This is a genomic window from Nostoc foliaceum FACHB-393, from assembly GCF_014698505.1.
Classification (GTDB): domain Bacteria; phylum Cyanobacteriota; class Cyanobacteriia; order Cyanobacteriales; family Nostocaceae; genus Nostoc; species Nostoc foliaceum_A.
In genome coordinates this window covers 44980-57269 of record NZ_JACJTD010000005.1, presented here as the reverse complement: position 1 = coordinate 57269, position 12290 = coordinate 44980, and the positions used below count along the sequence as shown (strand labels likewise).

The window sequence follows — 12290 nt, the reverse complement described above, 5'->3', positions numbered from 1 at the left end:
AATACCTGGGAATTAAATGATTAGGCTTGTTGTATTTCTGGACGACCATCTTCAACCACAAATGAAGCCCGTTTACTAATCGTGCCAAATGGGGTTGTGACATTTGACATAACTAGATAATCTGTCTTCCAGGTTGTAGGAGTCAGCGCACAACGAACATAACCCCGTTGAGCGTTGTAGAACTTAATGTGTGGGTTATCGGGTAAGTAAGCTTCAACCGTGGGGTTGCTGTCTGTCCCATCGCCACCGGAGCTAATTGAGGTAGCGACGAATTCACTCCCAAGTGTGGCGGATTCTGGTTTATCAAAGTTAGCTTTGAGATTCATCGCCCAGTTGGAATGCACATCGCCTGCTAAGGATACTGGATTAGAGGGCTGGCGTTGTCCGAGGAAAGCCATGAGGCGATCGCGCGAAGCCACGTAACCATCCCATTTATCCATGCTGTAAGTTCCGCCTTCTCCTGGTGTTGTGTCTCGTTGAGCAATAGGAACTTGCTGCGCCAAAACATTCCACTTGGAGTGTGAGCTATTTAGACCATCGAATAACCAATCTTCTTGTACCTTACCGGTAATCGTTGCATTCGGATCTAAATTTTCTGGGCAACGTTCTGTGGTGCCATCACCACAGGGCTGATCGGTGCGATATTGGCGGGTATCTAGGACATGGAAGGTGGCTAAGTTGCCAAAGGAGAGCCGGCGGAAAAGTTGCATATCGGGGCCAACGGGACGCGAGAAGGGGCGCAGTGGCATGTGTTCGTAGTAAGCCTGATAAGCAACAGCCCGCCGTTGGAGGAAAATTGCCCGTTCTTGATCAGGTTCAGTATCAACTTGGGAGATATCGTTGGCGTAGTTGTTTTCTACTTCATGGTCATCCCAGGTGACAATCCAGGGAAATGCTGCATGGGCTGCTTGCAGATTGGTATCAGTTTTATAGAGGGCGTGACGGTTGCGGTAATCCTCTAAAGTAAAAATTTCTGAACCATTGTGTTTTCTAGGGCGATTTTCTGTGATTCCCCCTTCGTAGATGTAGTCACCAACATGTACTACGAGGCTGAGGTCGTCCTTGGCCAGATATTTGTAAGCAGTATAGTACCCCTGCTCATAGTGCTGACAGGAGACAAGGGCAAAGTTAAATTTACTTAAGTAGCTATTTGCTAAAGGTGCTGTACGAGTGCGACCAATAGGGCTAGCGTCTTGGCCAACAAGAAACCGATACCAGTACCAAGTATCAGATTGCAGTCCTTCTACCACAACTCGAACTGAGTGAGCTAGTTCTGGAGTTGCCAATACCGTACCTCTGGAGACAATGCGCCTCATATCGGGATCAGTTGCAACTTCCCAGCGAATTGGCACATTCATAGGTGGCATTCCGCCTCCGTTTAAGGGTTCAGGAGCGAGACGAGTCCAGATCACTACGCTGGTAGGATAGGGTTCACCCGATGCTACGCCCAAAGTGAAAGGATAGTTGGAAAATCTGCCTCTAGCGATCGCTCTTTGATGAGAAAATTGGTTAGCGATCGCTAAACCAGACAATGCTCCCGCCCCAATAATTAAGTTGCGTCGTTTCATTCGACTGTGCAGGAACTGCTCAAAATTCCGGTAATCTACCATTCTCTACTCCTGGCTAACAGGTAAGTTAAAGCACAGCAACAGCTAACACGAAGAACGCAGGGTAATCGTAGACAAACTTCATAAATAATTCCCTTACCAAAATCAGGTTTTAATTCCCAATTTTTCTCTTAGTATCATTGTGTTAGATGTTGTTTTGCTACATAAAAGCCTACTAATCAGAGATTAATCCTTGGCAAAGAAAGCGTTAATATCAACTTAACCAAGGTTAGATTTTAACCTTTTTCATTGATGCTACCTTTCTCTTCATCATCCAGCCAAGGCTACAAGCAAAAAGAGCGCCAACGAAAGGTGTAGGTTCAGGTACTTGTATATACGAAACTTTCCCTGAGATGGGTTCAGCATCTGGAGAAGTTCTAGAGAAAATTGTAAAATCCTCACCAATAATTTCGTAACTTATAGAACTGGAAGGATTAGATTTATCGTTGAACAGATAATCTAATGCAAAATATTTTTGCCCTGTTAAAGATGTGGTTGGGAAAACAACAGGGAACTCTGGATATTTGTTATCATCTTTTTCAGTATAAATGGTAGATTCACCATCAAATTGGAAAGAGAGGAAATTAATGGTAGCTACCGGATTAATTGCATTGCTGAAAGTTGAGTCATCAAAGCTAAAAAAGCCATTTCCCTTAGTTATCGGACTATCAACTGTGAAAGCATAATTAATAATTGCAGCAGATACAGATTTTGCATCTACAGTAACAAAGCCTAAAGTCAGACTAGCAGCAGCAAGTACTAATGGTGAAACCAATTTCATTTCAGTTTTCCTCATCATAAACTTCTGTAAGCAATACACACTGCAAATTATAGAAATAAACTATTTCTAACTTCCTTATTTCCAAAATGGATAAGTCTCACTTATTAAAACAGTGATGAAAAGCAATAATTTTACCTTTCTAAAAAATAAGTCTCCAATTAATTAGAATCATCCTATTTTATAGTCAGGAGCTTAAGCAAACTTTAATCAAAGGTAAAAATAAAATCAATTATCGGTTAACGAATTATCAAAGAAGGCAGTTCTTGCCGGAGAAAGGATTTATCAACAAGACACATACTACGAACGCTACAACCCTCATTCTTTAGTTTGTCTATATTATCCTGCTAATGTTTGCAGCACATTACCCACAATTGGGTATAGTTCGCACCAATAGGGAAATGCTCATGTTGCGTTGCGTCTGGTTATAGAACCTTATCTGCGTTACAAAAATATCTAGAGGCCATTAAGCCGAGATACTTGGATGATGATCATCACTAGACAAACGCATTACAATTAGGGTCTATTAATTTATTCGAGGATTAATTGCAAATAAATAGATGAGAATTTTCTCATGATTTATGAGCTATTATCATGCTAATTTATTATGCAAATAGCGTTGTATATTCATACTTTCTTGTTGCAGTGAAAATGAATAAAATCGGTGAATTCCTCATCTTGACATCTAGCTTAACTGTTACCATAAGCTGCATTAACACACCAATTTTTGCTCAAGCAAATCAGCGACAGACTCCTCTAGCAGACATATCACAATTAACATCTGTTTCTCAACTCTCAGACGTACAACCTACAGATTGGGCATTTCAGGCTTTACAATCACTCATTGAAAGATATGCGTGTATTGCTGGGTATCCGAACGGAACTTATCGCGGCGAACGTGCAATGACACGTTATGAATTTGCAGCTAGTTTAAATACTTGTTTAACAAAAGTGCAAGAGTTAATTGCCACTACCAACAATAGTTTAGCAACTAAAGAAGATTTAGATTTAATCCAAAAATTACAATCAGAATTTTCATCAGAGTTGGTAACACTACGCAGTCGAGTAGATGCTTTAGAAAGCACAAATTCTGAGTTAAAAGCAAATCAATTCTCTCCTACAACAAAACTAGAAGCTGAAGCAATTTTGACTGTTGCTAATATTTTTGGTGAAAATGTTACCGATAGTGATGATAATCAAAATAACAATGCACAATTAGATACAAATCTTATATTTGCCCAGCGTGTACGTTTAAATTTTTTGACTAGCTTTACTGGAAAAGATGAATTAAACCTCCGCTTAGAATCAGGTAACATTCCCGAATTTGATGACAGCACTACAGGTACAACGATGACTCGTTTGGGTTTTGATGAAGATACTGGTAATGATATCGGGTTGGATGAAGTATATTATTCCTTTCCTATTGGTGACAAGATAAAAACAACAATCGCTATTACAGAAATGGAATTAAATGATATTGCTGAACCTATAAATCCTTTGGCGAGTAGTGGTAGCGGTGCAGTCTCGCGTTTTGGTAGGTATAACCCAATTTTACGGAGTATGGACGGAACAGGTTTAGGGATTAACTATCAATTAAATCAAAGAACTCATCTTGCTGTTGCTTATATGGCTAATAATGCAGCCGTTCCGACGGAAAATAATGGCTTATTTAATGGTAACTTTGCGGCACTTGGACACTTATATTTTCGACCAGTTGATAATTTAGGAATTACTTTTACTTATCTTCATGGTTACTATGCAGGTGGAGGGGAAAGTGGAGTTAATTTGACAGGAAGTACAGGTAGTTTAACCGCCCGTAGTCCTTTTGGTAATGTTGCGACTATAGCAAATTCATTTGGTTTAGAAACTAGCTGGCAAATAAATCCAAAGTTTATTCTTTCTGGTTGGGTTGGTTATACAAAAAGCGAGTCGCAAGTCACTAATGATGATGCAGATATTTTCAATTATGCTGTTAGTTTAGCGTTACCTGATTTTGGAGGTGAAGGTAATTTAGCTGGTTTAGTTATGGGAATGCCACCAAAAGTTACCAGTAGCAGTCTAATCGCTGATCGAGACACATCTTTACATATAGAAGGCTTTTATCGGTTTCAGGTTACAGATAATATTTCGATTACGCCTGGGTTATTTTTGATTACTAATCCTGAACATAATGCCAATAACGAAAGTATTTTTGTGGGGGCTATTCGCACTCATTTTAAGTTTTAAACTTTTGCTAGCAAAGTAGCATGAATGCTGTTCAATAAATCAGTAAAATTAAATGGCTTACTGATGTAAAGAACAGCTTTATTTTGCAATTTAGTACTGATAAAGTACTAGTAAATTTCTGGGGAAAACTTAAATTATTTCAAACGATGAATTACTAACCTATAGGCGTGTAACTTTTAATTTGTCTGCCAACTAACAACAACCGCGCTAGTTGTTCAGCCGCATTTGTTAATAAGCTTGCAGTTTGAGCAATAGCCTCACTCAATTGACAGGGATGAGTCAAAATACTGTTGAAGTAATCGATACCTTCCTGGAAATTAATTTCCGCACCCTCACCAATAGTTCCTACAAGTGCAATCACTGGTAATTTATAAAGCTTGGCACGCTTTGCTACTTCAGCAGGAATCTTACCGCGTGGAGTTTGAAAGTCAATACAGCCTTCCGCAGTAATGATTAAATCAGCTTCTAGAATCAACTTATCTAATTCCAAATACTGCATAACTATATCGTAGCGTGAGTATAATTTAGCTCCAATTAAAGCGTGTAAACCTGTACCCAATCCACCAGAAGCACCACCACCCGACATTTCTCGCACGTCAATACCTAAATCTGCTTTGATGACTGCGGCGTAGTGTTCTAGTGCTGAAGCCATTCTTTCCACCGTTTCAGGAGATGCACCTTTTTGGGGGCCGAAAACTCTGGCAACCCCCTTTTTACCACACAGAATATTATGCCAGTTGCAAGCAACATCAATCTGGACTTTATTTAAACGAGAATCTCGCCCAGACAAATCAATGCGTTTGAGTTTGATTAATTCACCGCAACCCAAACCTAACTCATTTCCACTCTCATCCAATAACTTTATACCCAAAGCCTGAGCCATTCCTATACCTCCATCATTAGTACCGGAATCACCACAGCCAACTAAAATGCGCTCTGCACCAGCATCTAAGGCAGCTTTAATTAACTCACCAACGCCATAGGTTGTTGTGATCATTGGATTTCGCATATTGGCAGGTACAAGACGTAACCCAGCCGCAGCAGCCATTTCTAATACTGCTGTTTTCTTTGTAGTTCCACCAAGAAAGCCAAAGTGAGATTGTACTTTTTTTCCCACAGGTCCAGTTACCTCAAGATAATGTAAAGTACCCCCTGTGGCTGCTACAAGGGTTTTAGTAAAGCCTTCACCGCCATCTACTAAAGGTACTTTGCGGATATTTGCATCGGATAAAACTCTGGTTATACCCGTAGCAATACAATCAGCTACTTGTTCTGCATCAAGACTTTCTTTAAATCCAGAAGGAGCGATTAAAATATTTAGTGTCATTATTAACTTCCTGCGGCAACCCAGCCGCTTTTTTGTTGTTCAATTGGGGATTGGAGATAAGGAGAGAAATTCTTATTCTTAACTCACTACTGGGCACTTAGAATTAGAGGGATAAACCTACCCAACGCCACCAGGTGTAGTAGAACAACACGATTAAAGCTAAGTGAACGACAATCATCACTGAACTTAGCCGGAGTAAATCTGTTGGTTTAAAGCCTTGTTCTTCTGCCTCTTGGTAAACCATCAGTGCTTTGGAACTTACAGGAAAGGTGAGGCAATAGTCCATTCCCAAGGTGCTGAGAAACAAGACAGCGACAGGATTTATATTTAGACTGCTGGCGAGGTACAGCAAAGGAGGAACTAAAGCTGCTGCTCTTGCAGTGTGGGAAGTCATGTAGATATGGGAAGTCAGAGAAATGATAGCCAGTAGCAGCAGAATCAGAAAATGGGGTTTAGTGCTGTTGATGTCACTCAAATCAAAGATATTATTGATAATCCATCCCGACGCACCAGAACTAATTAATGCACGTCCTAAAACCAGAGTTGCAGCTACGAAAATAATTAGATTCCAAGAAACAGCTTTGACTGCATCCTTCCATTTAATCACTCCAAACTTGGGTGCGGTGAGAATCATTGCACCGATGACGGTGACGGTAGCAATTTCTAAACCATGCCATTTTTCAGTTAACCAAAATGCCAACATCAAGAAGATAATCAGCAATGTTTTGCGTTCTGGCACAGATAAGGGTTCTGATTGCAAACATTTAACATCTAACTTTTGTTGACAGCGTTTTTTGTCTAGAAACATCCGCATGATTACCCAGCAAGATGCATAACTGGCAGCCACTCCAAAGGGCAAGCCGTAAAGCAACCACTGACTAAAAGATATATCTTTTCCTGAAATTTCTTGTAATAAATCTTTAGCAATTAAATGGGAACCTGCGCCAGTTAAGGAAACAATTGTAGACACCAGGATAATAGTAGGCATCAGCAAGGCTAGAGCCTGACGGATGCGACTATCCTCTATGGCATTGGTGAGACTGCGAAAAACGGGATAGGTAACAGCAGCACGTCCAGAAGTCGAGGGAATCAAAAATGAGATTGGAATTAAGACTGTAGTGAGCAACCAAAATAAACTATTAACGTTGTGTGCTTTGGCAGCTACTACTTGAGTTAGCCGTGCTGCTAAACCAGTCTGCTTAACTGCTCCTCCTAAAACAAACGCACCTATCATTAACCAGACGACATCTGAACCCAAAGACTCAAAAAATTGTTCTTGGGAAATTCCCCCGGTTAACAGTAAAAGAAGTGCTGAACTCAAGGCAATATAACCAGCATTGATTGAGGTTGTTGACCACAAAATTACTGCCAGCAGAAATACAAATATTGTCACCCGCCCTTGTGTAGATAAGCCATTGGGTAAAAATACTGCAACTCCAGATAGAGAAGTTAAAAATAGTGCCAACAGTGATTTAATTTCCCAACGGTTTGAACGGTAAAAATATTTAAAAAATATATTCAATTGCGTATTTGTGGTGATGTGATTGTAATATTTTTCATCTATTTTCATCTCTTTTATTTCTGCTTTATCTTTGTTAATTAGGATGCCTCCTGATGATAAGTAAAGTATTACTGAGTGTCAGTTAACTTTACCTTAAATTAAATTTAATCAGAATTTTATGAGAAGATAATTAAGGAACCATGAGAACATTCTCATAAAAAACACTGATACCAAATGTAAAGCGACAGATTATTTGACCGCTCATAGCCAGTAATCAGATTCATCCCTTGCCACTCGACCTGTGTACCATGTAGATGTAGGGCAAATATTTGATTCCAGCCAGCTTTAAGCTTTGCCCAAATAATCTCGCTGGTAGTCCAAGATTTGCCCGCAGCCATGCCACCAAATATCAAAGTGGGGTAGTAGGCGATGGTGTTTTTAATTCATTTATAGTGGTTTCCGCATGGGTAGGGACACGGCATTGCCGTGTCCCTACCCATGTAACGCATCTGAATGAGAATCGCTATATAGCGAGCGGTTCCTGACTTTTACCGTAGTAACAAAAGAGCGATTAAAGTTGTGTTCATAATGAAGTGGCGATCGCTTATTTAACAGAAAAATCTGCTTGAAAAACCAAGAACATCAAGGTTTTTACGAATAATATTTACATATGTTAATATTAACTTTTTGGTTTAAGTACGGATATTCAGTATGCTTCCCATAAAGACTGTTCTCCAAGATTCAGAGCAAGTCACTCGGTTGTTTTCTCATCTCGAATTCGATGGAAAAAAGCTCAATCATCAACCGGGTAGTGTATTGGGGAGTACTGCACTGATTGCGGGAACCACTGTTGGGGCTGGGATTCTCGCCCTACCAGCTGTTACCATGCCGTCTGGTATTGTACCCTCCACATCTGGGCTGATTGCTGTTTGGCTCTACGCTTTAGTTTCAGGGTCACTGGTTGCAGAGGTAACCTTAAACACGATGCGAACAGAAGGGCGTGCCAGTATAGGTTTTTTGGGAATTGTTGAGAAAATCCTTGGTAAGCTGGGAGCGCGACTTGCAGGCGGCGCATATTTATTCATGCACTATGCTCTCTTGGTGGCATACATTACCGAAGGTGGAGAGATTTTAGGTTCTGCGGTAGCAAAAGTCTGGGGTGCGCAGATATTACCTACGTGGGTAGGTACAACAACTTTCACGCTCTTATTTGGTGGCATTATGTATCTTGGGCGAGAAAAGTTTATTGAAAAATTAAACAGCGCCTTTGTGGGAATTGTCATCGTTTCTTTCTTGGGACTATTGTTTCTGGCAGGAGGGCATATTCAGAGTGCCCAACTTTTATTTCAGAACTGGAGTGCTCTTGGTAGTGCCATTTCAGTGATGTCTGTGGCCCTATTTTTCCAAAACGTTGTGCCGCTGGTTGTAACGCAACTTGAAGGGGATGCCCGCAAAATTCGTCAGTCTATCTTTTTTGGTTCTGTGATTCCTCTAATTATGTTCTTGGCGTGGAATGCCGTAATTTTAGGAAGCGTCAGTTCCGATATGCTACATGTCACATCTGGCGGTAGAACTGTTTTTGACCCATTGCAAATTCTCCGAGCAGGTGGGGCGGGGGAATGGTTAGGAGTGCTAGTATCCATTTTTTCAGAGTTTGCGATCGCAACATCATTCATTGGATTTGTCTACGGATTGTTGGATTTGTTCAAAGATATTTTTCTCATTGCACAGGGCAAACTTTCTAGCCGCCTACCCCTATATTCCCTAGTTCTTTTCCCTCCGATGACTCTTGGAACGCTCAATCCCAGCATCTTTTTCACTGCCCTAGATTACACTGGAACATTTAGTATCTCAGTTTTAGGTGGAATTATTCCAGCGTTAATGAGTTGGAAGCAACGTCAAGAACAAGAAAACTCAGATAGTATAAATCAACCACTCGTTCCTGGTGGGAAAGTGACACTCATTGTGATGGTTGGAATAGCATTAGCCATGATGGGAAGACAAATTATGTCAATTGCCACACAGTAAAACCATCAATGATAATTTTCATGTAGTATAATTAGCATATACCTGTAGTATAGACTGATCAAATGAGTGATTCTCGCCTCGTCAAAATCAGCAAATATCTCAGCAAATATCTGCGGCATACACCGGACGCAATTGGAATTAAACTTGCTCCTGGTGGTTGGGTTGCTGTTGATGAACTACTTACTGCTTGTGCTAAAAACAAGTTTCCGATTACCCGCCAGGAATTACAGGTGGTAGTTGAATTCAACGAGAAACAACGCTTTTCTTTTGATTCTACAGGTAATTTGATTCGTGCTAACCAAGGACATAGTGTAAAAGTCGATTTACAATTAGAACCTGTTGTCCCGCCAGATGAGCTTTATCACGGCACGGGACGCAAATCTGTAGAATCAATTCTGCAAACAGGAATTTCCAAAATGTCACGACATCATGTCCATTTATCAAAGGATATTGTAACAGCACAAACTGTTGGTGCAAGACATGGAAAAGCAGTGGTTGTGACCGTACATGCCGCGGCAATGCATCAAGCGGGTTACATCTTCTATTGTTCTGCTAATGGTGTTTGGTTAGTGGATTATGTGCCGCCTGAATACGTACAAAAAGTTTGAATTTTAATAGATTGTTAATATTTATTTATAAATCTGAAAAAAGCAACTATTGCATTGTTTTGAGTATTTAATTGCTCAAAATGTTCCTTGAATAACTCCACCATCTACTTGCAGCATGACTCCATTTACAAATGAGCCTGCTGGTGAACTCAGAAATACCGCGACATTGGCAAACTCTTGTGGTGTAACGATGCGACCTAAAGAAACTGTTGCACTGACTCTAGTAATTTCTGCTTCTTTTGTTTCACCACTTTTAGCAATCCGCGCGTTGATTAATTCTTCCACCCATATCGTTCTTGGACATAAAAGAGCGGGAAGTGCGGTGAATGGAAACTTCGCCGCTATTATCCCAGTGCCAAAAAACACAGCACTAATTTAGCAAATCAGGTTCTTCACGTACAATCCTGTCGTAAAGAGGCTGGAAGCTGAACCACCCATTTGTATGTGACCCCACTTGAGTTTGTGTTAAACGGGCTGTTTCGTGTTTGATGGTAGTGGGTCTACCCGCAGCTTCTGCCAGTAGTTGGGCTTGGCACGATCGCTCTAAGTTAATGTACCAAAAGGCAGCTTCATCTACCGTATGTCCCACAGTTAAAATGCTGTGGTTACGCAGGATTATGGCTTTCTTTCGCCCCAAGGCTTGTGCTAGTCGCTGACCTTCAAAACTTTCTAAAACAACACCTGTAAAATCTTCAAATAGCGCATGATCTTCATAAAAAGCACAGGAATCTTGAGTCAAGGGGTCAAGGAGACGACCTAAACTAGACCAGGCTTTACCATAAAGTGAATGGGCGTGAGCCGCCGCGATTACATCAGGTCGAGCTTCATGAATATGAGAATGGATGGCGAAAGCAGCTCGATTCACTTCCGCATCGCCTTTAACCACTTCGCCTTCTCTGTTAACTAAGAGCAGGTCAGAGACTCGGATGTGACCGAAGTATGTTCCTAATGGATTGACCCAGAAATGATCTGTAAACTCCGGATCGCGAGCTGTAATATGACCTGCAATTCCCTCGCTGAAACCAAACTTACCAAACAGGCGAAAGGCAGCGGCTAGGCGTTGCTTACGGTGTAGGCGTTCGTCTTCAACTCGCTCGAATATGGGGGGTTTTGGTCTAGCGTACTTGGGCATGTTCTTTTTCCTGTTCCTCTTTGCAGGGAGCGTTGGAATATCCAGAGCGAAAGGATTTGACGCTGTGAGATTCTGGGATGAACTGGTGACGCAAGATGCAACCAGTATCATTACCCAGAAGATGGATCGATACAGATGCGCTCTGGGACGTGGTTTTGACGGCGTGGATATCACCATCTGGAGGTAAGAGGCAGTAGATATCCCCTGATTGAAGCGATTGCACTTCAGTTACTTGTAATTGTGCGTGTCCTTCAGCATCGCCGTTATCTACACGGCGATAGACTGTTTCTTCTTGATTGCCTTTGTATAAACCAATCAATCCCCAGGCTAAATGGTCATGGACGGGAGTCGTTGAACCTGGGGGAATCACCAAACTGAAGACTGACAGTGAACGGTCTTTGGCGCGATAAAGTAGCCACTGACCAATACCACCGCCCATCCTGCTTTCGGGGTTGACTTGGGCAAACTTTTCAGGTAGCCATTGCTGTTGAGCAAGCAGTTCTTGAAAATAGGGTTTTAGTCTAGCGAGAGTTTGTGTGCGATCGTCAACAGTACTAGCGCTAATTTCCCGCACTGTTGCTACAAAGGATCGTAGTTCCTGGCTCTCAATAAACCATTGGTCTTCTGGCAATGGTTCTAAGATGGTGTGGTTCGTCATCTATATTCCTCCATTTGGGAGGCGACTAAGATTAATACCAATTTTTTTATCTTTGCTGGTCAGATAAATAATTTATTTTAGCAAAACTATGTGTTGTAAAAATAGTTATGTTGCAAAAAATGTTAAGAGCATTTAACTTCAAATTTCAAACATTCCATTTGGTAAAAACTATGTAATTAATTTTGTTTAGCTATTTATCCCGTGTGTGGGTCGTTCTGCCGCACCCGTCCGGGATCGCTATATGGTCTAAATTGCGGTCTGGAAGACTGGAAAAAGTCAAGAAGGCTGAGATTTTGAGACAAAACCTAGGCTTCGAGTACTTGCTGTCATGCTGGGAGATTACTTGTGCAGATAGGGAATCGGGAATGAGGAATTAGATAAGTGGAAGGAAAAAAATATCAAATTTATTTCCAATTGTAGATTGA

At 41.1% G+C, this 12290-nt stretch carries 11 protein-coding genes; 3 read left to right on the top strand and 8 right to left on the bottom strand.

The features are described from left to right. Positions 1–20: 20 nt before the first annotated feature. Together H6G92_RS06740 and H6G92_RS06735 are read right to left on the bottom strand one after the other, a co-directional pair. Positions 21–1610, bottom strand: coding sequence for an alkaline phosphatase D family protein (locus H6G92_RS06740; protein ID WP_190892094.1), 1590 nt, complete (start codon positions 1608–1610; stop codon positions 21–23). A gap of 226 nt (positions 1611–1836) precedes the next feature. Then, the gene (locus H6G92_RS06735; RefSeq protein WP_199344721.1) at positions 1837–2388 is read right to left on the bottom strand and encodes a PEP-CTERM sorting domain-containing protein; all 552 of its coding nucleotides are present in this window, start codon (positions 2386–2388) and stop codon (positions 1837–1839) included. Positions 2389–3036: 648 nt separating this feature from the next. On the opposite strand from H6G92_RS06735, the gene H6G92_RS06730 reads away from it, so the two are divergent. Continuing rightward, positions 3037–4611 (top strand): iron uptake porin, encoded by a 1575-nt coding sequence (locus H6G92_RS06730; protein ID WP_190892092.1) that lies wholly within the window; start codon positions 3037–3039, stop codon positions 4609–4611. A gap of 154 nt (positions 4612–4765) precedes the next feature. Here H6G92_RS06730 and H6G92_RS06725 read toward each other — a convergent pair whose 3' ends face one another. The 3 genes from H6G92_RS06725 to H6G92_RS06715 all read right to left on the bottom strand — a co-directional run bounded on the left by H6G92_RS06725 (position 4766) and on the right by H6G92_RS06715 (position 7837). Next, a complete protein-coding gene (locus H6G92_RS06725) occupies positions 4766–5938 on the bottom strand; it encodes a glycerate kinase family protein (RefSeq protein ID WP_190892090.1) in 1173 nt (390 codons plus the stop codon). Between the two features lie 103 nt (positions 5939–6041). Next, positions 6042–7508: an SLC13 family permease gene (locus H6G92_RS06720; RefSeq protein WP_190892088.1), complete on the bottom strand. Its 1467-nt coding sequence runs from the start codon at positions 7506–7508 to the stop codon at positions 6042–6044. Between the two features lie 143 nt (positions 7509–7651). Next, the gene (locus H6G92_RS06715) at positions 7652–7837 is read right to left on the bottom strand and encodes a hypothetical protein (RefSeq protein ID WP_190892086.1); all 186 of its coding nucleotides are present in this window, start codon (positions 7835–7837) and stop codon (positions 7652–7654) included. Between the two features lie 313 nt (positions 7838–8150). On the opposite strand from H6G92_RS06715, the gene H6G92_RS06710 reads away from it, so the two are divergent. Then, complete coding sequence (locus H6G92_RS06710) at positions 8151–9467, top strand: amino acid permease (RefSeq protein WP_190892084.1); 1317 nt, start codon at positions 8151–8153, stop codon at positions 9465–9467. A 62-nt stretch (positions 9468–9529) separates the two neighbouring features. Continuing rightward, entirely contained in the window at positions 9530–10075 is a 546-nt protein-coding gene (locus tag H6G92_RS06705; RefSeq protein ID WP_190892082.1) for an RNA 2'-phosphotransferase, read from the top strand. 75 nt (positions 10076–10150) lie between these two features. Here the strand turns inward: H6G92_RS06705 and H6G92_RS06700 are convergent, their stop codons facing one another. From H6G92_RS06700 to H6G92_RS06690, 3 genes are all read right to left on the bottom strand, one after another. Further along, positions 10151–10360, bottom strand: coding sequence for an SDR family oxidoreductase (locus H6G92_RS06700; protein WP_313889941.1), 210 nt, complete (start codon positions 10358–10360; stop codon positions 10151–10153). A gap of 85 nt (positions 10361–10445) precedes the next feature. After that, on the bottom strand, positions 10446–11207 hold the full coding sequence (locus H6G92_RS06695; protein ID WP_190892080.1) for a class II aldolase/adducin family protein: 762 nt from the start codon (positions 11205–11207) through the stop codon (positions 10446–10448). Next, complete coding sequence (locus H6G92_RS06690) at positions 11191–11865, bottom strand: cysteine dioxygenase family protein (RefSeq protein ID WP_190892078.1); 675 nt, start codon at positions 11863–11865, stop codon at positions 11191–11193. Before H6G92_RS06690 ends, H6G92_RS06695 begins: the two co-directional genes overlap by 17 nt. Between the last annotated feature and the right edge of the window lie 425 nt (positions 11866–12290).

What these genes read in the sequence shown, in the direction of transcription:
- H6G92_RS06730 (WP_190892092.1), top strand. Translation starts at nt 3,037, where the DNA reads ATGAATAAAATCGGTGAATTCCTCATCTTGACATCTAGCTTAACTGTT.
- H6G92_RS06740 (WP_190892094.1), bottom strand. Translation starts at nt 1,610, where the DNA reads ATGGTAGATTACCGGAATTTTGAGCAGTTCCTGCACAGTCGAATGAAA.
- H6G92_RS06735 (WP_199344721.1), bottom strand. Translation starts at nt 2,388, where the DNA reads ATGAAATTGGTTTCACCATTAGTACTTGCTGCTGCTAGTCTGACTTTA.
- H6G92_RS06705 (WP_190892082.1), top strand. Translation starts at nt 9,530, where the DNA reads ATGAGTGATTCTCGCCTCGTCAAAATCAGCAAATATCTCAGCAAATAT.
- H6G92_RS06690 (WP_190892078.1), bottom strand. Translation starts at nt 11,865, where the DNA reads ATGACGAACCACACCATCTTAGAACCATTGCCAGAAGACCAATGGTTT.
- H6G92_RS06725 (WP_190892090.1), bottom strand. Translation starts at nt 5,938, where the DNA reads ATGACACTAAATATTTTAATCGCTCCTTCTGGATTTAAAGAAAGTCTT.
- H6G92_RS06710 (WP_190892084.1), top strand. Translation starts at nt 8,151, where the DNA reads ATGCTTCCCATAAAGACTGTTCTCCAAGATTCAGAGCAAGTCACTCGG.
- H6G92_RS06715 (WP_190892086.1), bottom strand. Translation starts at nt 7,837, where the DNA reads ATGGCTGCGGGCAAATCTTGGACTACCAGCGAGATTATTTGGGCAAAG.
- H6G92_RS06720 (WP_190892088.1), bottom strand. Translation starts at nt 7,508, where the DNA reads ATGAAAATAGATGAAAAATATTACAATCACATCACCACAAATACGCAA.
- H6G92_RS06695 (WP_190892080.1), bottom strand. Translation starts at nt 11,207, where the DNA reads ATGCCCAAGTACGCTAGACCAAAACCCCCCATATTCGAGCGAGTTGAA.